Below are 21,481 nucleotides of genomic sequence, written 5' to 3'. Positions count from 1 at the left end.
ATGGAGATCTTTACCAACCTGGGACTGGGTCTCGAGACGGCCTTCACCCTGACCAACCTGTTCTACTGCCTGGTGGGCGTATTCGTCGGCACCGCCGTGGGCGTGCTGCCGGGCCTGGGCCCGATCGCCACCATCGCCATGCTGCTGCCGGCCACCTTCGGCCTGCCGCCGGTGTCGGCGCTCATCATGCTGTCCGGTATCTACTACGGGGCCCAGTACGGCGGCTCGACCACCGCGATCCTGGTCAACCTGCCCGGCGAATCGTCCTCGGTCGTGACAGCGCTGGACGGCTACCAGATGGCGCGCAAGGGCAACGCCGGCAAGGCGCTCGCCACTGCGGCGCTGTCGTCCTTCTTCGCCGGCACCGTCGCCACCATCCTGCTGGCCCTGTTTGCTCCTCCGCTGGCGGAACTGGCACTGAAGTTCGGCCCCGCCGAGTACTTCTCGCTGATGGTGCTCGGCCTGGTCGCCTCGGTGGTGCTGGCCAGCGGCTCGCTGCTCAACGCGATCGGCATGGTGATCCTCGGCCTGCTGCTCGGCCTGATCGGCACCGACGTCAACTCGGGCTCGCAGCGCTACACCTTCGACGTGCCCGAACTGGCGGACGGCATCAACTTCGTGATCGTCGCCATGGGCATGTTCGGCATCGGCGAAATCATCCGCAACCTGGAACACGGCGAGGACCGCAACCTCCTGATGAAGAAGGTCCAGGGCCTGATGTTGACCAAGGACGACCTCAAGCGCATCGTGGCGCCGGTCCTGCGCGGCACCTTCCTCGGTTCGGCGCTGGGCATCCTGCCGGGCGGCGGCGCGATGCTGGCCTCGTTCTCGGCCTACTCGATCGAAAAGAAGATCTCGCCCAACGCCAGCGAATTCGGCAAGGGCGCGATCGAAGGCGTGGCGGCGCCGGAAGCGGCCAACAATGCCGGCGCCCAGACCTCGTTCATCCCGATGCTTACGCTCGGCATCCCGTCCAACCCGGTGATGGCGCTGATGATCGGCGCGATGATCATCCAGGGTATCCAGCCCGGCCCGGCCGTCATGACCGAGCAGCCGACGCTGTTCTGGGGCCTGATCGTGTCGATGTGGTTCGGTAACCTGTTCCTGGTGGTGCTGAACCTGCCGATGATCGGCCTGTGGGTCAAGATGATCCTGGTGCCCTACCACCGCCTGTATCCGGCGATCCTGATGTTCTGCGCGATCGGGGTGTTCAGCCTGAACAACAACGAGTTCGACATCTGGCTGATGGCCTTGTTCGGACTGTTCGGCTACATCTGCGCCAAGCTCGGCGCGGAACCGGCGCCGATGCTGCTCGGCTACATCATCGGGCCGATGATGGAAGAGTACCTGCGCCGCGCACTGCTGCTCTCGCACAGCGACCCGATGGTATTCGTGCGCAGCCCTATCAGCGCGACCATGCTGGCCATGGCGGCGATCGCGCTCTGCGTGGTGTTGTTGCCGTCGCTGCGCAAGAAGCGTCAAGAGGCGTTCCAGGAAGACGATTGATTGGTCGGCCTGGCATGATTTCGGTAGCGTGGGCGGGTCTCCCGCCCACGCTACTAGAACAGCGCGCCCTGCGGGCTGGTCAGGCGCGTGAAGCTATCGCCCAGGAAGGGCAGGATCGCATCGGCGATCGGCTCCAGCTGCTTCGTCAGGTAATGCTCGTAGTCGATCGGCGAGCGCTGTAATTCCAGCGGTTCCGGACCCGCCGTCGTCATCACATAGCGGATCCACCCTCCCCTGCGGTATTGCGCCGGCCGCCCCTGGCCGGTGTGGAAGGCATCCGCCATACGCGCTGCGCGCACATGCGGCGGCACATTGCGTTCGTATTCGTCGAGCGGGCGGCGCAGGCGCTTGCGGTAGATGAGCAGCTCGTCCAGCTCACCGCGCAAGGTGCGCTGCACGTAGTCCGCCATCCAGGCCTCGTAAGGCTCGCGCTTGAAGATGCGCAGGTACAGCTCCTGCTGGAATTGCTGCGCCAGCGGCGACCAGTCGGTGCGCACCGTCTCCAGCCCCTTGAACACCATCTCCTCGCTGCCCGACGCGTTGGTCACCAGTCCCGCATAGCGCTTCTTGCTGCCTTCGTCGGAGCCGCGCACGGTCGGCATCAGGAAGCGCCGGTAGTGGGTGTCGAACTCCAGCTCCAGTGCGCAATCCAGGCCGTACTCGTCGCGCAGGTGCGCGCGCCACCATGTATTCACGTGCTCCACCAGCGCGTGGCCGATGCGCTCGGCGTCCTCCTGGCCATGCGGAGCGCCGAGCCAGACGAAGGTGGAGTCGGTGTCGCCGTAAATCACCTGGTACCCCTGCGCCTCGATCAGGGCGCGGGTGCGGTGCATGATCTCGTGCCCGCGCATCGTGATCGACGAGGCCAGGCGCGGATCGAAGAAGCGGCAGGCCGTGGTGCCCAGCACGCCATAGAAGGCGTTCATGATGATCTTGAGCGACTGCGACAGCGGCGCATTGCGTTCGCGCTTGGCCGCCTCACGCCCTTCCCACACATGGCGCACGATGCCCGGCAGGCAGTGGCGGGTGCGCGAGAAGCGCCCGCCGCGGAAACCGGGCACGGTGTTTTCCTCGGTTTCGGCCAGGCCGGCCACCAGGCCGACCGGGTCGATCAGGAAGGTGCGGATGATCGACGGGTACAAGCTTTTGTAGTCAAGCACCACTACCGAGTCGTACAGGCCGGAGCGCGAGTCCATCACGAAGCCGCCGGGACTGTCGGCGGCGGCGACGTCGCCGATGTTGGGCGCCACGAAACCCTGGCGGTGCATCAGCGGCATGTAGCGGTGCTCGAAGGCCGCCACCGAGCCGCCCATGCGATCCACCGCCAGGCCGGTGACGCTGGCGCGCTCCAGCAGGAAGCGCGGGAGTTCGGTTTTCTCGAAGATGCGGGTGACGAGTTCGCAATCCTTCAGGTTGTAGAAGGCCAGCGCCGGTTTGTCTTCCGCGAACATGCGGTTGATCTCGTCCATCCGGCTGTACGGATTGTCGATCGCCTTGCCTTCGCCCAGCAAGGTCTGCGACACCGACTCCAGGCTGAAGGAAGGAAAGCTGTAGGTCGCCGAGCGCAGCGCCTCGATCCCGTCGATGACCAGGCGTCCCGCGATCGACACGAAGAAATGCTCCGAGCGCCCGTGCTCGCGGGTTTCGATGGCGCTGCCGTCGCGGCCCAGGCGCAACGGGCGGCCCAGGCGCTCGGCCGCCTGCGCCAGCATGCGCATGTCGAACTGGATCACGTTCCAGCCGATGATGGCGTCGGGGTCGTGGCGGCGCATCCACTCCTCGAAGCGGTCCAGCAGCTCCGCGCGGCTGGCGCAGTACTCGAGGGTGAGGCCGAGCTCCCTGTCGGGTCCGTTCGGCGCGCCCAGCATGTACACCTGGCGCTGGCCGCAGCCCTCCATGCCGATGCAATACAGCTCGCCGTGCTGGTTGGTCTCGATGTCGAGCGAGACCATGCGCAACTGCGGGCGGTAGTCGCCGTCGGGCTTGAGCTGGGCGTCCACGATCAGGGTCGGATCCTGCGGGTCCGGCGTGCCGTGCACCAGTACCGGCGCGGTGATGAAACGCTCCATCAGGTAGCGATCGGGCGGCCGTACGTCGGCTTCATATACGTCGACGCCGAACTCGCGCAGGCGCTTCTCCAGGCGCAGCAGCTGGCGGTAGTGGCGGCAGTACAGCCCGAGCACGGGACGGTGCTGGAAATCGCACAGCGACAGTTCGCGCAGTTCCCAGCCCCCCGGTCCCGATCCCTTCCTCTCGCCGTGCAGCACCAGTTCGGCGGCGGCGCGCTGTTCGACAGGCAGGAAGGCGACCGGCGCCTGGGGCGCCAGGCGCACGCGACGCGGCCCGTTCCCGGTGGCGATCCAGAATTCGACCTCGGTGCCGGCGTCAGTATCGCGCCAGTGCCGGGTCAGCAGGAAGCCCTGCAAGCCTGAGGTATCCATGCCTTGCCTAGGTGAAGCGCGCCAGCTCCGCTTCGCTGAAGCCCGCCTGGCGCCGCGCCTCGATGTTGAACGGGCCCTTCGGCACCGGCGCCTTGTAGCGCAGCGCCAGCTCGGCGTAGGTGGAGACCGGCTCCAGTCCGCGCAGGCCGCACAGGTACAGGTACCAGCGGTTGCCGATCTCGACATGCCCAACTTCGTCGCGCAGCAGCACGTCGAGGATGGCGGCGGCTTCCAGGTCGCCGGCCTGGGCCAGCTTGGCGCGCAGCGGCGGTATCGCATCTAGCCCGCGCGCCTCCAGCGTGCGCGGCACCAGCGCCATGCGCGCGAGCGCGTCGCCGCGGGTCTTCTCGACCATCTCCCACAGGCTGTCGTGGCCCGGAAAGTCGCCATACGCATGGCCGAGCGTGGCCAGGTGGCCGCTCAGCATGGTGAAATGCCGGGCTTCCTCGCCTGCGACGCGCAGCCAGTCGGTGTAGTAATCCCGGGGCATGCCGGGGAAGCGCCACAGCGCGTCGAGCGCCAGGTTGACGGCGTTGAACTCGATGTGGGCCAGCGCGTGGACCAGCATGGCGCGGCCTGTGACGGTCGCCATCGAGCGCTGCCCGACCTGCCGCGGCGGCACCAGTTCGGGACGGGCGGGTCGGCCGGGAATGCAATCCGGCACAGCAAGCGCCGCATCGGGGTCCACCCGCCAGTCGCCGTCGCGCTGCGCTGCGACCAGGGCCGCCACACCCGCGGTCTTGGCGGCGGGATCGGGTTCCAGCAGGGATTGCAGAGCGCATGCGCGAAGCTCCAGCGGTTGCGCCATCGTTCAGCTTTCGGTCAGATCAAAGGCGTTAGTGTAACAAACTCCCTCGCGCAGGGACTCGCTAACCCCTTGACCAAGCTAGTCCGGACGCGCTCCCACTGTTCACCTGAGAGGTGAGGGCGGCATCCTGCGAAGGATCAACCGGAACGCTTGACGAGGCGGCACACTGTATTATCATTCAGACCATCCGGTAGAAATCTACTTAAGCGGTTGAATTTCAACCTCAAGGGCATGCCGTGAACCATCCGCTTGCGGTCTACACCGTGATCTATGTGGCGATCCTGTTCGTCACTGTTTCTATCTGGGGCGGAAAGATCGGTGACGCCACAGGCGATTACAGAGTGCTGTTACTTGCCCAAGCCATATTCGGTCTTAAGTTGGCAATTGACGACTATGTCCACTTTCAGGGCGCCAAGAACAAGCTTCACATCGACCTGTGCCTCAGTCTATTCATCTATTTGCTTCTGGCTGTGAGTATCGCGACGGCTGCCACCGAACATGGTTTCGCGTCCGCCGTTTCGTTTGCAGGTATGTTCCTTGCCGGTGCACTGTGGTTGTGCATTTCGGGCTTCGCGGGGCCGGACAGGACGCGTCGCATGGGTTGGCTGATCGTCGATATCCTTTCCGTGGTTCTCCTGTCAGTCGTGGCCTGGGTAAAGCCCCCTCAAGCAACGGCTTATACGAGCTCGTCGTGTTTGCTCTTGGGTCTGGTCGCCCTGCTCGTCTTTGACTTCTTTTACTTCGGCACCTTGCGGCGCCTCGCCGAGCTTCATGAGCAAGCAGAACTTCGTCCCGTCGACCAAAACAGCTTGACGGTTCCAACACCGCCGACAACGCGAGAAGCGGTACCTGCGCTTGCGGCACAGGCAGGTGCGGGAGCGGCGGACGCTTCAAGAGAGGGAGGGAAAGCGCTTCAGGCCGATCCAGGTGATCATTAAGCGCGCTCACGTGTGCTCGCGGACTCTACCCGGAGTTTCCTCATTGCAGTGCATACTGGTGGGATCGCCACTGTTTTCGCGCTTGCCTCCGCTCTTGTCGATAACAAGATTCATCCAGGTAGGGCCGTGGCTCCAGTCAGTCTATTCGTCCTGGGCCTGGTAATCGCTGCGATAAGTATGTTGTTGGCACAGAATCGTGAGCTCAAGCGCCGGGATGCTGCTGCGAACAGGGAACCTGATCCGGAGTTCAAGTGCTGGTTCTGGTGGAGCTGGACTTGGAACTGCCTGGGTTTGATTGTCTTTGGCGTGGCTTCGGGAGTCAGTTTGTTCGCCCTCGCGAGACTCGCAATACGCCCTGACTGAGGGTGAATGTATCGTAACCGATCCCATCCTGATCGACATGGCTGCCCGGGAGCCGCGGGCTCCCCCCCTTCGCCTGGATTATGATGTGTGCTCCAAGGACTCCCTCTTTCCGCCATGCGTTTTGACCTCCCTGCTCTGATCATCATCGACATGCAGCAGTGCATGGCCAGCCCGGGCGCGGGTGCACGCAACAACCCCATGGCTGAAGCCCGCCTCGCCGCCCTGCTCGACGCCTGGCGCAGCCGTGGCGCCCCGGTCGTCCACGTGCGCCACATCTCGCGTTCGCCAGGGTCGGGATTCGCACCCGGCCAGCCGGGCGCCCTGTTCCAGCCGGCCTTCGCGCCACGCCAGGGCGAACACGTGGTCGAGAAGAACGTGCCGGACGCCTTCATCCAGTCCGGGCTCGAACGATGGCTGCGGGTGCGCGGGATCGGGCGGCTGGTGGTGGCAGGCGTCAGCACCAACATCTCGGTCGAGTGCAGCGTGCGCAGCGCAGGCAACCTGGGATTCGACGTGAGCGTGGCCGCCGATGCCTGCTTCACGTTTGCCCGGCTTGACCACGCCGGCGTGGCGCGCAGCGCCGACCAAGTGCACGCCATGTCGCTGGCGAACCTTGCCGGAGAGTATGCCGCCGTAGTCACGGTAGCAGACGTCCTGCGTTCGCTCAACTGAGCTCAGTCGATCACAATTGAGGCCGCGCCGCCACAGCCTACCCATGTGACATTGTGGCAACGGGTAGAGGCTTGCTACCATGGTCATCCCGGACTCATCACCCATCGCCAGGCCCACCGCAAAGGAACCGCGCCATGTTCGCCCGTCCCGACCTGCACTCCCGCCTCATCCTTGCCAGCACCGCCCTCTTCGCTGAAGTTCTCCACCTGGGGTGGGAAACCACCCACGGCGGTGTACCGGCCCACCACCTGCTGAACAATCCCGAGCTCCCGGCCATCTCCAACTGGTGGGGCCTGCTGGTGGTGCCGCTGCTGGTGTGGTTCCTGGTGGGACGCATCCAGCGGCGCGGCGCGAGCCTGGTGCAGGCCGGCAGCCGCGAGCGCTTTCGCATGCTCACCCAGGCCCGCTTCGCCGTCGCGCTGCTGTGGGGCGCGGCGCTGGCCCTTGCCTTCAGCTTCGGCCATGCGCTGGTCGACTGGATCTTCTTCGGCGCCTTTGCCGCGGCCATGGTCGTGCACGCCTGGCGCGCCGAATACGTGCTGGGCTTCGCGCTCGGCCTGACGCTGACTTTCGGGGCGGTGCTGCCGGTGCTGATTGCGAGCGTCATCGCGGCCTGCTCGTTCGCGCTGCACCTGCTGCTGGGCGCGGTGTTGCGGTTGACGCGCGGCGGCCGTGCGCGCGGCGCCGGCCTGCCCTAGGGCGTCGATCGGATCAGTGCTTGCCCGCAGGCTGCTCGGCAGCCTCCGCCACGGGTGCTTCCTGCTCCGGCGCCAGGAAGCGGGTCGATGGCCTGCCGTCGGCATTGTGCTGCATGATGCGTACCGGCCGCCCTTGCGCGTCGAGCCACACCTGGCCGATGCCGGCGCCGTTCCAGACGCGTTCACCATGCTGGCGCGCGTCGGGCAGGTAGGGCGTGAGGGCGAGATCGCGGCGCTGCGTGAACCAGTTCAGCGGCGAGCGCGGAGAATACAGCCAGCGATTGAGGCGGTCGAGCCAGTCGAGCAGGCGGCGCGGGAATTCGTTCTTGATGCCGCTGCTGGTGATCTGCCACACATGCGGCCGGCGGCCGGCGTCGCGCACCTCGCGCACCTCGACGTCGTAAGCGAACGAGTAATGCACATCGCCCGACAGGACCACGTAGTTGCCCGGGGTGCGCGCATGGCCGAAAATATTCAGTATGCAGCTGGCCGCACCGCGATGCGCCATCCAGTTCTCGGCGTCGACCGTCAGGGCCAGGCCGCCGAAGGTGGCCACCCGTTGCACTACCTCGATCAGCTTGACCCCGAACATCGGCGTCGGCGAGACGATGACGGCGGCCGATTCGTCCAGCAGTTCGTGCTGCAGCTCGGTCAGCGATTCCCAGTCCATCAGGCCCGACGGATGGCCGGGCCGGCGCCGGTTGCGCCAGCGCCGGGTGCGGGTATCGAGCACGATGACCGTGGGCGTCGTACGTAGCACGAAGTCCCACTGGCGGAACGAAAACAGGCGCTTGACCAGCGCGTCCTGCCTTGGTGCGTCCAGCCGGTCGTCGATGGCGGCGGTGGCGGCCAGCTGCGCCATCTCGTCCAAGGCCACGTCGAACACATCCGGGCGGTTGCCCCAGGCCTGGCACAGCATGTAGGCGATCAGGGCGTTGCCCACGATGCGGCGCGAAAACGGGTGCTCGTAGACCGTGGTTTCCCATTTGGCCGACAGGTTCCAGTCGTCGGTGATGTCGTGGTCGTCGAAGATCATCAGGGTCTGCACGTGCGCCAGCAGCCGGGCGGCCTGCGGCAGGTCACGGCAAAAGCCCGCCAGCGCGGCCGACTCGCGCCGCCAGCGCTGCGCATGCCGGGGGTCCAGCACGGGCGGCGGCGCATCCGCCACCAGCTGCCATGGAACGGGCGACCAGACCAGCAGGTACATGGCCATCACCTCGGCCAGGGTCACCAGGTGGTTGTGGGCATTGGCCGTGGTGAAGATCGGCTTTTCGGTGCCGCCGAAGAAGCGGTCGCGCAGCGCATCGTTGGACCTGAACGCAGGCAGCAGCTCTTCGCGCCGGTAATAACTGGCCGGATGGCCGTACAGCGCCTCGCTGTCGGCGACCACCGCGCCTTCCAGGCATTCGGCATACAGGCCCAGGCGCCGGATCAGCGCGTGGATCGCCGCCAGCGTGGGGCCCGCCACGTCGTCGGCATACACCTGGTCGCCGCACAGCATGAGCATGGCGGGGCGCTCGTCGGCCCGTTCGACCTGTTCGGCCAACAAGGCGTCGGCGCGCGCCAGTCCGTCGGGCGCGGGATGATGGGGCTTGCGGCAGGAACCAAACAGGATGTTGTCGCTGCGGCTGCGCAGCACCATGCTCGGCCGAGCCGCACCTTCATGCAGCAGGTGCGGCGCCCACTGTGCGATGCCGGCCTGATTGCCGTCGGCATCGGTGACGAGCAGGTCGTACTCGATGATCGTGTCTTGCGGGAGCGGCTCGGGCAGCGCGACATCGAGCAGGTGCACACAGGCGTGACGGCCGACGCGCAGCACACGGCAGCTGTGCGCATCCAGGGCCAGGCGCCGCGGCGCATTCCCTTTCGGCGCCAGCTCCAGGGTCAGTTCCAGCGGGGCGCTGCCGACCAGCCACAGCACCAGCCGGCCCGGCTCGAGGCGGCGCAGGACGGGGCCGGCAAGCACGGGCGGCAGGCCCTCGGGGACGGGAGTGTGGATCAATCGGTGCACGATGCTGGTTGGATGAACGGACCAGTGTAGCAGACACACCGAAGCGCTCGAGCACGCATCGCCCACTCATCGGTCACTCATCGGTCACTCATCGATCACATCGGCGGCTCACATCGGCGGCTCACATCTGCCGGAACAGGTGCGCGTACACCGGGCTGACGCGCGGTTTATCGGGGCGGCCGCGCAGCTTCAGCGTCACTTTGCCCATCGTGTCGCGCCCGGCGCTCTCGACGCATGCCATGTTCACCACCGTGCTGCGGTTGACCTGGCGGAAGCGCACCGGGTCCAGCTGCGGCAGCAGGTCCCTGAGCGGCACCCGGATCAGCGCTTCGCTGTCGGCGGTGACCACGCAGACGTACTTGTCGGTCGCCTGGAAGAACACCACGTCGGCCACCGGGATCATGCGCACCATGTTGCCGACCGCCGCGCGCACGATCTCGAGGCGTTCCGGAGCCGCTGCCGGCGGCACCAGTGCCTGCAGCCGGGTCACCAGTTCGGCCAGGGGATCGGCGCCGTCCTGTCCCTGGCGCCGCGCCAGCAGCCCCTGCAGGCGCTCGACCGTGCGCGCCAGGCGCGCCTCGTTCACCGGTTTCAGCACGTAATCGGCGGCGGCCTGCTCGAAGGCCTGCACCGCGTAGTCGTCGTAGGCGGTCACGAACACCACGTGCGGGAACGGCGCCGGGCCTTCCCAGCGCTCGGCCAGTTCCTCGGCCGCCTCGATGCCGGTCTGGCCGGGCATCTTGATGTCCATGAACAGGACATCGGGCCTGGTCGCCAGCGCCTGCTCGACGGCGGCCACGCCGTTGCTTGCCGTGGCGACAAGCTCCAGTTCCGGCCAGAGCTTCGCCAGCAGGCGGGCCAGGGTCGCGGCCAGGATCGGTTCGTCTTCTGCAATCAGGGCACGGACAGTCATACGTTCTCCAGGGGTAAAGTGAGGCGGACCAGCGTGCCCTGCGGCGTCGCCGGCGCGAGGACGATGGATGCACGCTCGCCGTACAGCACGCGCAGGCGCTCGCGCGTGGTGCCGATGCCGACACCGCCGCCCGCGCACTGGGAGCCGGCGGCCGGGCCCAGGCCGGTGTCGGCCACCTCGATGGCAAGCAGTCCGTCGCGCGCCTGGGCCGAGATCCGCACGTCGCCGCCCTCGATCTTCGGCTCCAGGCCGTGCACGATCGCGTTCTCGACCAGGGGCTGCAGCAGCATCGGCGGCAGTTTCAGCCGGCGCAATTCGGCCGGCAGCGCCAGCTGGTAGCGCAGCCGCTCGCCCATGCGCACGCCCATCAGGCCGAGGTAAGCCTCCATCGCGGCGAATTCCTCGCCAAGCGTGGTGCTTTCCGCACGCGAGGCGCCCAGCGTGGCGCGCAGGTATTGGATCAGCTGGTCGAGCATGGTGTTGGCACGCTCCGGGTCGAGTGCGATCAGCCCCTGCAGGTTGGCCAGGGTGTTGAACAGCATGTGCGGCTCGATCTGGGCCTGCAGCAGGCGCAGCTGGGCCTGCAAGGCCTGGCGCTCGACGGTTTCCGCGCGGAGGCGGGCAGCCTGGTGTTCCTCCCTGGCCTGCCGTAAGCCCTCGCGGTGCACCACCAGTATCATCCCCGCGCACAGCAGCAGGAAGGTCAGTGCGGCGAGGCTGAGGCGCGGCAGGGTTGCGTAGGCGACCAGGCCGGGAGGGTTGTGGTCGAGCAGGCGGCCGATCACCTGCACGCCGGAGAAGTGGGCCAGCGGCGCGCCCACGGCGGCGATGCCGGCCAGCGCCAGCCATTGGCGGCGCCCGGCCAGCGGCGCCGGCCACAACAGCAGGCGCGCCGTGTCGACGATGGCGAAGCCCAGCACCGAGATGAAGCAGGAATACAGGAGCTGCTCGTACAAGGTTTCCGGCCGGCCGATCACCAGCGTGATGATCAGCGCCGCGAACGCGCCGGACACGAAGGCCATCCGCAGGTCGCGCCACAGCCTGGCGCCGAAGGTTTCTGGCGGATGCAGCGGGGAATTGGGCGTTGCGGGCGTTGCGGGCGTTGCGGGCGCCGCAGGATGGATCAGGCTGGTCATGCTGCCTCGCTCCGATGAGTTGTCAAGATAGCCTGCATTCTGCCGAGCCCTTGCCGGCCCGGCAAGCCTGGCGCGATGAACCCGCATGCCGCTACCGTGAACCGGCGTGGAAGTCGACCGAACGATGCTTCCGCCGGCGCGGATAGGCGCGAGGGGCATGTCAGCTACGCCTCTTTCCTGTAGGATAGCGCCTTTGCTCGGTAACAGCCCAGCTTCCTCCACTGTCATCTAGTCACGGACCGGACTCATCCGGCCCGCCGGGAGTTTATGGAATCGTCCACCCAAGCGCGCGGTCGAGCGCGCAGCCGTACCGCGATTGCCTGCGTGGCCGTGGTCCTGGCCATTGCCGCCGCCGAGACCGTGCGCTGGGCCCGCAGTGCGCGCGCCGCCGCCGCCCCTTCCACGCTGCAGTCGGTCCAACCGGGACGCGCGACGCTCACCGAACTGTCGCGTTCGTTCGTCCCGATGCCGCGCGATACACCTTCGGCCCACGCCAGTGCGCTCGCGACCCTGCCGGGCGACCGCATGCTGACCTTCTGGTGGGCCGGCAGCCGCGAAAGCGGGCCGGACGTCAAGGTCTATGCCGCCCAGTGGCAGGACGGTGCATGGGGCCGGCCCTGGGAAGTAGCCAGCCGTGAGACGCTGGGCCAGGCGCTGGGCTACGGCGTGCGCCGCGTCGGCAACCCGGTCGCCTGGACCGGTCCCGACGGCAGGATCCACTTGTACGTGGTCGCCACCGGCCTGGGCGGATGGGCGGCCGCGCGCGTCGCGCACCTGGTGTCCACCGACGCGGGGGCCACGTTCGAGATGCGGCGCGTGCTGCCGATGTCGCCGCTGTTCAATACCAGCGTGCTGGTGCGCACCAATGCGGTCGGCCTGGTCGACGGCGGCTGGTGGCTGCCGGTCTACTTCGAGATCGGCATCAAGTACCCGATGATGATGGCCTTCGGTCCCGACGGCGAGCCCACCGGCCTGGGACGCATCGGCAGCCGCACCACCACGCTGCAGCCGGCGATCGTGCCGGTCTCCAGCAAGGAAGTACGCGCCTGGATGCGCGACGCCAGCGACGAGCACCGGGTCCAGCATGCGCTCAGCCGTGACGGCGGCGCCAGCTGGGAAGACCTGCCGGCGCTCGATCTGAACAACGAGAACACCTCGATGGCCGTGCTGCGCCTGGCCAATGGCGAGTTCCTGATGCTGCACAACCACATCCGCGAAGGCGGCGGCTCGCGCAGCCTGCTGCGCCTGTCGCGCTCGAAAGACGGCCATCGCTGGACCACCGTGGCCGACGTGGCCAGCGGCGGTGTGGGCGACGAATTCTCCTATCCGACCATGCAGCAGGTCGGGAAGGAACTGCACATTACCTATACCTGGCAGCGCCGGGCGATCGCGCACCATCGCTACCGCATCGACATCGAGGAGAGCATATGATGCATTTGCCCGAACTGTCGCTGCAATTCGTGTATGCCCGCCTCGCCTGGGCGCTGGTGCTGGCGGCCCTGGTCACCGGCTTGTGGCCCGCGACCTGGCGCCTGCCGCGGCGCGCGCCGGCCGTCATCCTTGGCGCCTGCCTGCTGGCGATGGCGCTGCCGGGACCGGCATCGCCGGCCTGGCACCTGGGCCTGGCCTTCCAGTACCCGAGCGCACTGCTGGCCGGCCTGTGCCTGGCCAGGCTGGTGTCGCGCCGGCAAGGCGCAGCAGGGTCGCCCCAGCGGGCGACCCTGCTGCCGCCGGCCCTGGCGGCCGCGGTGGCCGTGGCCGGCGTCGCGCTGTACCTGGATGCCTTCGGCCTGCTCGCGGGCGGCTATTATTACGCCGGCTTCGGTCCGGGTGCGGCGCTGTGCGCGGTGCTGCTGGCCGGCGCCTGTGCGCTGGCGGCCATGCGCGGGCGCGCCAGCATCCAGGCCGGCGCCATCCTCGGCGCCCTGCTGCTGTTCGCGCTCGCGCGGCTGCCGAGCGGGAACCTGTGGGACGCCCTGGTCGACCCGCTGCTGTGGTGCTGGGCCCTGGTTTCGCTGCTATCCTTCGCCGTGCGGGCCCTGCTGCGCCGGGGCGGCGAATCGTTTTCACCCATCAAGGAGTAGTCCGTGGCAAACAAGAAGTGGTTTCTCCATCCCGTCATCGCCACCGGGATCGTCATCAATGCGTTCGTGCTGGCGCTCGCACTGGCCTGGTCGGGCGAACCGGCCAAGCTGGACCGCCTGCTGGTCGAAGACGGCATCGTCGAATGGATGCAGTTCCTCTGCTTCAGCGCCCTCGCCGGCCTGCTCGGCTTCGCGTTCACCGAGCGCCTGAAACGCAGCGACCGCGGGGTGCTCGAATTGCTGGCCCTGGGCGGCCTGAGCCTGCTGTGCGCGCTCGCGGCACTGGAAGAGATCAGCTGGTTCCAGCGCATACTCGACGTGCAGTCGTCGGAGTTCTTCCTGCAGAATAACCGCCAGGGCGAAACCAACATCCACAACCTTGCCGTCGGCGACGGCAGCCTGCACAAGAACGTGCTGCTGAAGCTGATCTTCATCGCGGGCATTACCCACAACCTGATCCTGCCGCTGGTGGCGCGCTTCAAGCCGGGCGTAGGAAGCTGGGTCGAAAAAATGGGCCTGTACCTGCCGCCGCTGTCCGCCTCGGTCGTCTACCTGGTGCTGGTCGCGCTGTCGCACCTCCTGATCGAGCATCCGCGCAAGGGCGAGCTGGGCGAGATGTTCGGCGCCGTGCACTACATGGCGACCGTGTTCGGCGCCTACTTCGCGGGCGTGGCCTACAACCGTCCGACGCTGTTCGAGAACGCGGCCGACATCCGCCGGCTGTCGAAGCTGTTCGCGCTGTGGATGCTGTTCCTGTTGATGTCGGGCTGGCTGCTCAGCGCCGGTGCGGGTGCGGTAATCAACTAACCCGTCGCGTGGGCGGCTTTGCCGCCCACACGTTCAAACCGGGCCAGATCTGCCCGTGCGTAGCTTCATCTTCCAACTATCAACGCGTGGGCGGGAGACCCGCCCACCCTACGAAAACCGTCGGCTACTCAGAAGCCGTAGTTCATACGGGCATAGACGAAGCGCCCGCCACGCCCGAACGGCGCGTAATTGGCGAACGGCGTATTGCCGGTGGTGTTCAGCGCCGGCGGCTGGGTCTCCGGATACTGGTCGAACAGGTTATCCGCGCCCAGCGCCAGGCTCAGTTTCGGCGTGAACGCGTAGCGCGCCTCGAGGTCCACCAGCGTCTTCGGGTCCATCCAGAAGTCCAGCGCCGCCGTGGTGCCCGGCGAGAGCGTCTTGCCGTAGCGGGTCGCGCGGAAGGTCGCCCCCCACTGGCCCAGTTTCCAGTTCACGTTGGCGCTGATCTTGTTCTCCGGCTGGCCTTTCTCCAGCGACAGCACGTTGAGGCGGTCGAACAGCACCGGCGCCGGGTTCAATGCGGCCAGCTGGGCCGTCGCCGGCACCTTGGTCACGTCGGTGTCGGTGAAGTTGGCGGCCAGCGTGAAGTCGTAGCTGCCGGCATTCGCGGTGCGCATCGGCCAGCTCACCACCACGTCCACGCCCTGGGTGCGGGTATCGACGCCGTTCATGAAGAAGCGCCCGCCACCGACGCCGGTAATGCCCTGCGAGATGATGTAGTTGCGGACGTTGGCCTGGGTGAGGTTCTCGGACAGGATGATGCGGTCGTCGATGTCGATGCGGTAGGCGTCGATCGTGATGCTGAACGGGTCGAAGCGCAGCACCGCGCCGAGCGAGGCATTCACCGATTCTTCCGCCTCGAGCGGCTTGGCGCCGAGCGCCACCGCCACCCGGTCGGTCGGGCGGAAGGTGGTGATCTCGAAGGGCACGCCGTTGATGAAGTTGGTCGAGGTGGCGGTGAAGTTCTGCTGCTGCGGCGACGGCGCGCGGAAGCCGTTCTGGATGGCGCCGCGCAGCGCGAAGGTCTTGCTGAAGTCGTAGCGGCCCGAGAGTTTGCCGGCCAGGCTGTTGCCGAAGTCGGTGTAGTGCTCGCCGCGCAGCGCGACCGAGGCCAGGAACTGGGGCGTGATGTTCGCTTCGAGGTCGACGAAGGCGCCGATCGCGCTGCGGTGCGAATCGACTTCGTTGGTCGGACGGAAGCCCGGGAACACCTGGGCGCCCGGCGCCGCCGGCGTGCCGTTCGGCAGGATCTCGGGACCCGCGCGCCACGAATCGGGCTCGCCCGCGAACAGCTTGTATCCCTCGCGGCGCGCCTCGGTACCGACCGCGATGTTGAGCGGCGAAGAGAAGCCGCCGACATCCAGGCTGCGCACCCCGGTCAGGTTGAACACCAGCTGGTCGTACGAATAACCACCGGCGTAGAACTCGCGCTTGCTGCTGGGGCCGATGGATCGGTTCAGGGTGTTCTCGATGTCGTAGGCCATCCTGTTGCGGCCGTAGCCGAGCGAGGCGTCCATGTCCCAGCTGCCGGCGGTCCAGGTGGCGCCGCCGGTGGCGGAAAAATCGTTCACCGTCGGCGCGATGATCGGCAGGAAGCCATCCGGGTAGATCGACAGGATGTTGCGCGCATCCTGGGCCGGACGGAAGAAGCCGCCGGAACGGGCAAAGCGGTTCTGGCCGCTGGCCCAGCCATACAGCTTGACGCCATCGCCCAGGTTCATGCCGGCATTGGCGAAGAAGGTCACCTGCTCCATCTCCGGTTCGCCGTACCAGGCATTGAAGCGGTTGATGGTGAGTTCGCGCGGGTCGAACGCGCCGTTCGCCAGGCGTGGATACTGCTGGCGCATGTCGTAGCCGCTGCGCTCGGTGCGCTCCTGCTTCTTGTATTCTGCGGCCAGGGTGAGGTGGCCGTCCGCGCCCAGTTCCAGCCCCTTCCACAGGCTGACGGTGGCGGTCTGGCCGTCGGTGCGCTCGCGCTTGGCCGGCGCGGACCAGGTAGCGCCGGCTGGGGCCACATCGTTCCAGAGCTCGTACTCGGTCTTGCGCGCGCCATAGGTGACGCTTGCCTCGCCGCCGGTGCGGTCGGTGCGCAGGCGCAGGTTGACCACGCCCGAGATGGCGTCCGAGCCATATTGCGCGGCCGCGCCGTCGCGCAGCACCTCGACGCTTTTCACGATGGCGGTCGGGATGGTGTTCATGTCCACCGCCGCCGAGCCGCGGCCGATCGAGCCGTTGACGTTGACCAGCGCGGACGCGTGGCGGCGCTTCGAGTTGACCAGCACCAGGGTCTGGTCCGGCGCCATGCCGCGCAGGGTGGCCGGACGGATGGTGTCGGTGCCGTCGGTGATGGCCGGGCGCGGGAAGTTCAGCGACGGCAGCGCGATCGACAGGGCCTGGTTCAGTTCGGTCGTGCCGACATTCTTCAGGGTCTCCGACGAAACGATGTCGACCGGCGCAGCGGTGTCGAGGGCGGTACGGTTGGCGACGCGGGTGCCGGTGACCACCACGGTGGCGGAAGCCGCCGGGTCGGTGGCGGCGGGGGCGCTGCTTGCGGCATCCTGTGCGTGGGCGCCGGAGAACAGCGAAGCGATGGCAAGGGCAAGGACCGTCTTTTGCGTTACGTGTTTCTGCATCTTGGGATTCCTCTTGTTGTTGTCCGCGCCGGAGTGGTTGAAGCGCCATTTGATACTGCTGGGCACACAATAGGATGTCAATTCGCAAAGCTTGCATTTGGGCATATTTACAACAGCCGAGTCCGCGTCAGGCTGGCGTAAGGATCGGATGCAGACAGCTGCTACACTTTTCGCCTCGATTGCTCTCGGAACATTCTATGCATGACTCCTTGTTTCCCGGCTTCCGCCCGATCCGGGTCGACACCACGGCCGGCGTGGGCATTGCCGGCGTGCTCGGCGGCTCGGGACCGCCTCTCCTGCTGCTGCACGGCCACCCGCAGACCCATGCGATCTGGCACAAGGTGGCGCCAAGCCTGGCGCAGCACTTCACGCTGGTCGCCTGCGACCTGCGCGGCTACGGCGATTCGTCCAAGCCCGCAGGCAGCCCCGACCACGCCAACTACAGCAAGCGCAGCATGGCCGCCGACATGCTGGCCGTCATGCGCCGGCTCGGTTTCGAACGCTTTCGGGTCATGGCGCACGACCGCGGCGCACGGGTCGCGCACCGCTTGATGGCCGACCACCCGCAGGCGGTCGAACGCGCCGTGCTGCTCGACATCGCGCCGACCCTGGCGATGTACGAAGGGACCGGCGAGGCGTTTGCACGCGCTTACTGGCACTGGTTCTTCCTGATCCAGCCGGCGCCGCTGCCCGAGCGGCTGATCGAAACCGATCCTGCCGCCTACCTGCGCGACGTGATGGGCCGCCGCAGCGCGGGCCTGGCGCCGTTCGACCCGCGCGCGCTGGCGGAGTACGCGCGCTGCCTGGCCCTGCCCGGCGCCGCCCACGGCATCTGCGAGGATTACCGGGCGGCGGCCGGCATCGACCTGGAGCACGACCGCCTCGACCGCGATGGCGGCCGCCGCATCCAGACGCCACTACTCGCCTTGTGGGGCGAACAGGGTGTGGTGCAGCGCTGCTTCGACCCGCTGCACGAATGGCGCAAGGTGGCGGACGCCGTGGAAGGCGAAGCCCTGCCCTGCGGCCACTACATTCCGGAAGAAGCGCCCGAGGCGCTGCTGGGGCGCGCGCTGCCCTTCCTGCTTGCTGGTTGAACGCGCGGTCGACAGGGCCCACCGCGCGGCGAAAAGCCAGGCAGTTCAGCCGCGCGCCACGCCCGATGTCGCTTCCCTATAATCGGTCGCCGCAGGACCCGTCCCCCGGCGCGATGGTCCTGTTCCTTCCTTCACGGATCGATATTTCTCCCCGCCGGCAAAGTTCCTTTTAACGCTTTGATCGGCACCAAATGGACCGCCCAGACGAGGACTTGTTGGCAGCGGCCGGCGACGGCGCCGGGCCGCGCCGCTTGCTTGGTGTACGTCAAGCAATTGCCCTCATCGTCGGCGTGGTGATCGGCACCGGCATCTTCAAGTCGCCCGCCATCGTCGCCGGACTCAGCGGCAGTGCCGACTGGATGTTTGCGATGTGGATCCTCGGCGGCCTGATCTCGCTGGTCGGCGCCCTGTGTTATTCCGAACTGACGACCGCCTACCCGCATCCTGGCGGCGACTACCATTTCCTGCACCGCGCGTATGGCCGCGCCACCGCCTTCCTGTTCGGCTGGGCGCGCTTCGCCGTGATCACCACCGGCTCGATCGCGCTGCTGGCCTTCGTCTTCGGCGACTACATGCAGCAGGCAGTGCCGCTCACCATGCTGCCGGCAGGCTGGGGCGCCACCGCCTACGCGTGCACGGTGATCGTGGTGCTGTCGCTGGTGAACCTGCGGGGGCTGCGCACCGGTGCGGGCGCCCAGATGTGGCTGACATTGGCGGAGATCGGCGGGCTGTTGCTCCTGAGCCTGGCCGCGGCCTTCTTCACCGATCCGGCGCCCGTGCCGGCGCAGGTCGAGGCGGCCGCGCCGCTGTCCTTCGGCATGGCCATGGTGTTCGTGCTGCTGACCTACGGCGGCTGGAACGAGGCCGCCTACATCAGCGCCGAGGTGCGCGGCGGCGCCGCCGGCATGGTGCGCGCGCTCACCTTGTCGATCCTGATCATCACGCTTCTCTACCTGATGGTCACGTGGGCCTTCCTGCAGACCCTCGGCATGCGGGGGATGGCGCAGTCCGAGACCATGGCGGCCGATGTCATGGGCCTGGCCTTCGGCGCGCCGGGCGAAAAAGTGATCTCGTTGCTGGTGGCGATTTCGGCCCTGACCTCCATCAATGCCACCATGATCGTCGGCGCCCGCACCGGCTATGCGATGGGACGCGACTGGCGCGTGCTGAGCCGCCTCGCCCAGTGGAATGGCGAAAACGGCACCCCGGCAGTGGCCATGTCGATCCAGGGCGGCGCGGCGCTGCTGCTGGTCGGCCTCGGGGTAGCGTTCGGCAGTGGTTTCAAGGCCATGGTCGAATTCACGGCGCCGGTGTTCTGGCTGTTCTTCCTGCTCAGCGGCGCGTCGCTGTTCGTGCTGCGCCGGCGCGAGCCCGACCTGCCGCGTCCCTTCCGCGTGCCCCTGTATCCCCTGCTGCCCCTGTTGTTCTGCGCAAGTTGCGCCTACATGCTCTGGTCCAGCCTGTCGTACGTCGCCAGCCAGTCGCTCGGCGGGCTGAACGCGGCCTGGATCGGCGTCGCCGTCCTCGCCAGCGGATCGCTGTTGCTGCTCTTCCTCGACCGGAAAGATGGCGGCGAGAACCCATCCGTCTTTTAACACCTGCAAGCCATCTCCAAGGAGCGTACATGAAACCTGACGAACGCCGCCGTACCCTGCTGTTGACCGCCGCCGCCGCGGGCTCCATCCTGCTGCCGGCCCGCTCGCTGCTGGCGCAGGAAGCCGAACCCGCGCGCCTGGACGTGCCCTACGTGCCCACGCCCCAGGACGTGGTCGACCGCATGCTCGATATGGGCCGGGTCGGCAAGAACGACGTGCTGTACGACCTCGGTTGTGGCGACGGCCGCATCGTGGTGACCGCCGCCAAGAAGCGTGGGGCGCGCGGCACCGGCATCGACCTCAACCCGGTGCGCATCGCCGAGGCCAAAGAAAATGCCAAGTCTGCCGGCGTCGCCGACCGGGTCGCCTTCAAGGTCGGCGATCTGTTCCAGGCCGACGTGTCGCCGGCGACGGTGGTCACGCTCTACCTGCTGCCCTCGGTGAACGTGAAGCTGCGCCCGCGCCTGTGGCAGCAACTGAAGGTCGGCACGCGGGTGGTGTCGCATGCCTTCGACATGGGGCCGGACTGGCCGGCCGAGAAGAAAGACGAGATCGACGGCCGCACGATCTACTTCTGGACCATTACCGAGGCCAACAAGCGCGCGCTGAAGGCTTGAACGCGCCCGCGCGCCCACTCAGGGGGCTGGCGCGCCTGTCGCAGCCGGGCTGCCGGCGGCGGCGCGCGGCGGCACCCGCAGCGTCTCGCCGATGCGCAGCACGCGGAAAGCCTCCTCCGACACGCCCTGCGCCTGGCGCGCCGTGGCCAGGTCGCGCGGGGCCTGGTCGATACGCTCCTGGCCCATCGGGAAGGTGCCCCAGTGCATGCCGACGCTGTGCCGCACGCGCAGTTCGCGGTGCATGCGCACGGCTTCGTCCGGACTGACGTGCGAATTGCGGTACCAGACCGGCTGGTAGGCGCCGATGCCGATCGCCGCCAGGTCGAAGCCGCCCGCGAAGCGCGCGGCGATGTCCTGGATGTCCTTCGAATAGCCGAGGTCGCCCGAGAAAAAGAACGAGAAGCCCGGCCGCGTTACCGCCCACGCGCCCCACAGGGTCTGGTTGCGGTCGTACAGGCCGCGCGCCGACCAATGGTGCACCGGCAGCAACTGCAGTTCCAGGCCGCGCAGGCTGGCCTTGTCCCACCAGTCGAGCCGGGTGATGCGCGAGCGGTCGCCATCGGTGACATGCTTCGCCAGCCACAGGTCGATGCCGAGTGGAGCGAGCAGCATCGGCGGCCCGCCCTTCTGGCGGTACAGGGCGCGCAGCGAATCGAGCGACAGGTGGTCGTAGTGCGAATGGCTGATGAGCACTGCATCGATGTGCGGCAGCTCGTCCAGTGCCAGGCCGGGCGGCTGCAGCCGTTTCGGGCCGGCGAACGATACGGGCGAGGCACGCTCGTCGAAGACCGGGTCGGTGAGGATGTTCACCCCGTTGCCGGTCTGCAGCAGGAAAGACGCGTGGCCGATCCAGGTCAGGGCCGGCTCGGCCTTGTTCGCGTGCAGCCAGGCCAGGTCGGGCCGCACCGTTCCGACCGGCGCCAGCGGGGCGCGCTCGGCGCCATCCGACGTCCAGTTCTTGATGCGCCCGGCCCAGCCTTCGAAGAAGCCGGCCTTGGGGCGCTGGTAGGCCGGGTTGGGTGGATAGTTGTTGGCGAAACCTTCTGGCCGGTGGTGCGGCTTGCCGGCGTCGTAGTACGGATTGACGTTCGCGCAGCCGGCGAGCGCGGCGGCGGCAAGGACGGCACTGAGCACGGCAATGCGGGCAGGATGGTGCATGGAGGAT

The 21,481-nt window shown here is 67.4% G+C and carries 17 protein-coding genes; 10 read left to right on the top strand and 7 right to left on the bottom strand.

The genetic code is table 11. The features are described 5' to 3' along the window. The gene (locus tag AC56LU_RS01680; RefSeq protein ID WP_497173853.1) at window positions 1–1,506 is read left to right on the top strand and encodes a tripartite tricarboxylate transporter permease; all 1,506 of its coding nucleotides are present in this window, start codon (window positions 1–3) and stop codon (window positions 1,504–1,506) included. 53 nt (window positions 1,507–1,559) lie between these two features. Here AC56LU_RS01680 and AC56LU_RS01675 read toward each other — a convergent pair whose 3' ends face one another. Both AC56LU_RS01675 and AC56LU_RS01670 read right to left on the bottom strand, forming a co-directional pair. Then, window positions 1,560–3,947, bottom strand: a complete 2,388-nt coding sequence (locus tag AC56LU_RS01675; protein ID WP_497173852.1) for a DNA polymerase II — start codon at window positions 3,945–3,947, stop codon at window positions 1,560–1,562. Window positions 3,948–3,954: 7 nt separating this feature from the next. Then, the gene (locus tag AC56LU_RS01670; RefSeq protein WP_497173851.1) at window positions 3,955–4,755 is read right to left on the bottom strand and encodes a ferritin-like domain-containing protein; all 801 of its coding nucleotides are present in this window, start codon (window positions 4,753–4,755) and stop codon (window positions 3,955–3,957) included. A 236-nt stretch (window positions 4,756–4,991) separates the two neighbouring features. On the opposite strand from AC56LU_RS01670, the gene AC56LU_RS01665 reads away from it, so the two are divergent. The 3 genes from AC56LU_RS01665 (at window position 4,992) to AC56LU_RS01655 (ending at window position 7,426) form a co-directional block, all read left to right on the top strand. Beyond that, on the top strand, window positions 4,992–5,693 hold the full coding sequence (locus AC56LU_RS01665) for a hypothetical protein (protein WP_497173850.1): 702 nt from the start codon (window positions 4,992–4,994) through the stop codon (window positions 5,691–5,693). 477 nt (window positions 5,694–6,170) lie between these two features. Continuing rightward, on the top strand, window positions 6,171–6,728 hold the full coding sequence (locus AC56LU_RS01660; protein WP_497173849.1) for a cysteine hydrolase family protein: 558 nt from the start codon (window positions 6,171–6,173) through the stop codon (window positions 6,726–6,728). Between the two features lie 134 nt (window positions 6,729–6,862). After that, a complete protein-coding gene (locus AC56LU_RS01655) occupies window positions 6,863–7,426 on the top strand; it encodes a hypothetical protein (protein ID WP_497173848.1) in 564 nt (187 codons plus the stop codon). A gap of 13 nt (window positions 7,427–7,439) precedes the next feature. On the opposite strand, the gene AC56LU_RS01650 is transcribed toward AC56LU_RS01655, so the two are convergent. The 3 genes from AC56LU_RS01650 to AC56LU_RS01640 form a co-directional block, all read right to left on the bottom strand. After that, window positions 7,440–9,392, bottom strand: a complete 1,953-nt coding sequence (locus tag AC56LU_RS01650; RefSeq protein WP_497174204.1) for a metallophosphoesterase family protein — start codon at window positions 9,390–9,392, stop codon at window positions 7,440–7,442. Window positions 9,393–9,558: 166 nt separating this feature from the next. Continuing rightward, window positions 9,559–10,350, bottom strand: coding sequence for a LytR/AlgR family response regulator transcription factor (locus tag AC56LU_RS01645; RefSeq protein WP_497173847.1), 792 nt, complete (start codon window positions 10,348–10,350; stop codon window positions 9,559–9,561). Then, a complete protein-coding gene (locus tag AC56LU_RS01640) occupies window positions 10,347–11,486 on the bottom strand; it encodes a sensor histidine kinase (RefSeq protein ID WP_497173846.1) in 1,140 nt (379 codons plus the stop codon). The genes AC56LU_RS01645 and AC56LU_RS01640 overlap by 4 nt, the downstream gene beginning before the upstream one ends. 267 nt (window positions 11,487–11,753) lie before the next feature. On the opposite strand from AC56LU_RS01640, the gene AC56LU_RS01635 reads away from it, so the two are divergent. From AC56LU_RS01635 to AC56LU_RS01625, 3 genes are read left to right on the top strand one after another with little or no spacing between them, the layout of a single operon-like run. Beyond that, window positions 11,754–12,917: an exo-alpha-sialidase gene (locus AC56LU_RS01635; protein WP_497173845.1), complete on the top strand. Its 1,164-nt coding sequence runs from the start codon at window positions 11,754–11,756 to the stop codon at window positions 12,915–12,917. Further along, complete coding sequence (locus AC56LU_RS01630; RefSeq protein ID WP_497173844.1) at window positions 12,914–13,570, top strand: hypothetical protein; 657 nt, start codon at window positions 12,914–12,916, stop codon at window positions 13,568–13,570. Before AC56LU_RS01635 ends, AC56LU_RS01630 begins: the two co-directional genes overlap by 4 nt. Before the next feature lie 3 nt (window positions 13,571–13,573). Continuing rightward, a complete protein-coding gene (locus tag AC56LU_RS01625; RefSeq protein ID WP_497173843.1) occupies window positions 13,574–14,377 on the top strand; it encodes a hypothetical protein in 804 nt (267 codons plus the stop codon). A 128-nt stretch (window positions 14,378–14,505) separates the two neighbouring features. Here the strand turns inward: AC56LU_RS01625 and AC56LU_RS01620 are convergent, their stop codons facing one another. Beyond that, complete coding sequence (locus tag AC56LU_RS01620) at window positions 14,506–17,010, bottom strand: TonB-dependent receptor plug domain-containing protein (protein WP_497173842.1); 2,505 nt, start codon at window positions 17,008–17,010, stop codon at window positions 14,506–14,508. Window positions 17,011–17,207: 197 nt separating this feature from the next. Here AC56LU_RS01620 and AC56LU_RS01615 point away from each other — a divergent pair, with 197 nt between their 5' ends. The 3 genes from AC56LU_RS01615 to AC56LU_RS01605 all read left to right on the top strand — a co-directional run bounded on the left by AC56LU_RS01615 (window position 17,208) and on the right by AC56LU_RS01605 (window position 20,316). Beyond that, window positions 17,208–18,104: an alpha/beta fold hydrolase gene (locus AC56LU_RS01615; protein WP_497173841.1), complete on the top strand. Its 897-nt coding sequence runs from the start codon at window positions 17,208–17,210 to the stop codon at window positions 18,102–18,104. A 191-nt stretch (window positions 18,105–18,295) separates the two neighbouring features. Next, complete coding sequence (locus AC56LU_RS01610; protein WP_497173840.1) at window positions 18,296–19,699, top strand: APC family permease; 1,404 nt, start codon at window positions 18,296–18,298, stop codon at window positions 19,697–19,699. A 29-nt stretch (window positions 19,700–19,728) separates the two neighbouring features. Beyond that, entirely contained in the window at window positions 19,729–20,316 is a 588-nt protein-coding gene (locus tag AC56LU_RS01605) for an SAM-dependent methyltransferase (protein ID WP_497173839.1), read from the top strand. Window positions 20,317–20,334: 18 nt separating this feature from the next. On the opposite strand, the gene AC56LU_RS01600 is transcribed toward AC56LU_RS01605, so the two are convergent. Further along, window positions 20,335–21,474: an MBL fold metallo-hydrolase gene (locus tag AC56LU_RS01600; RefSeq protein ID WP_497173838.1), complete on the bottom strand. Its 1,140-nt coding sequence runs from the start codon at window positions 21,472–21,474 to the stop codon at window positions 20,335–20,337. Window positions 21,475–21,481: the final 7 nt, after the last annotated feature.

The sequence above is a fragment of the Telluria sp. PB2R4 genome (assembly GCF_059685695.1).
The sequence above is the reverse complement of the archived record's forward strand: the minus strand, read 5'-3'. Positions and strand labels throughout refer to the sequence as shown.

What these genes read in the sequence shown, in the direction of transcription:
- AC56LU_RS01675 (WP_497173852.1), bottom strand. Translation starts at nt 3,947, where the DNA reads ATGGATACCTCAGGCTTGCAGGGCTTCCTGCTGACCCGGCACTGGCGC.
- AC56LU_RS01615 (WP_497173841.1), top strand. Translation starts at nt 17,208, where the DNA reads ATGCATGACTCCTTGTTTCCCGGCTTCCGCCCGATCCGGGTCGACACC.
- AC56LU_RS01640 (WP_497173846.1), bottom strand. Translation starts at nt 11,486, where the DNA reads ATGACCAGCCTGATCCATCCTGCGGCGCCCGCAACGCCCGCAACGCCC.
- AC56LU_RS01645 (WP_497173847.1), bottom strand. Translation starts at nt 10,350, where the DNA reads ATGACTGTCCGTGCCCTGATTGCAGAAGACGAACCGATCCTGGCCGCG.
- AC56LU_RS01620 (WP_497173842.1), bottom strand. Translation starts at nt 17,010, where the DNA reads ATGCAGAAACACGTAACGCAAAAGACGGTCCTTGCCCTTGCCATCGCT.
- AC56LU_RS01660 (WP_497173849.1), top strand. Translation starts at nt 6,171, where the DNA reads ATGCGTTTTGACCTCCCTGCTCTGATCATCATCGACATGCAGCAGTGC.
- AC56LU_RS01605 (WP_497173839.1), top strand. Translation starts at nt 19,729, where the DNA reads ATGAAACCTGACGAACGCCGCCGTACCCTGCTGTTGACCGCCGCCGCC.
- AC56LU_RS01600 (WP_497173838.1), bottom strand. Translation starts at nt 21,474, where the DNA reads ATGCACCATCCTGCCCGCATTGCCGTGCTCAGTGCCGTCCTTGCCGCC.
- AC56LU_RS01655 (WP_497173848.1), top strand. Translation starts at nt 6,863, where the DNA reads ATGTTCGCCCGTCCCGACCTGCACTCCCGCCTCATCCTTGCCAGCACC.
- AC56LU_RS01635 (WP_497173845.1), top strand. Translation starts at nt 11,754, where the DNA reads ATGGAATCGTCCACCCAAGCGCGCGGTCGAGCGCGCAGCCGTACCGCG.
- AC56LU_RS01610 (WP_497173840.1), top strand. Translation starts at nt 18,296, where the DNA reads ATGGACCGCCCAGACGAGGACTTGTTGGCAGCGGCCGGCGACGGCGCC.
- AC56LU_RS01670 (WP_497173851.1), bottom strand. Translation starts at nt 4,755, where the DNA reads ATGGCGCAACCGCTGGAGCTTCGCGCATGCGCTCTGCAATCCCTGCTG.
- AC56LU_RS01630 (WP_497173844.1), top strand. Translation starts at nt 12,914, where the DNA reads ATGATGCATTTGCCCGAACTGTCGCTGCAATTCGTGTATGCCCGCCTC.
- AC56LU_RS01680 (WP_497173853.1), top strand. Translation starts at nt 1, where the DNA reads ATGGAGATCTTTACCAACCTGGGACTGGGTCTCGAGACGGCCTTCACC.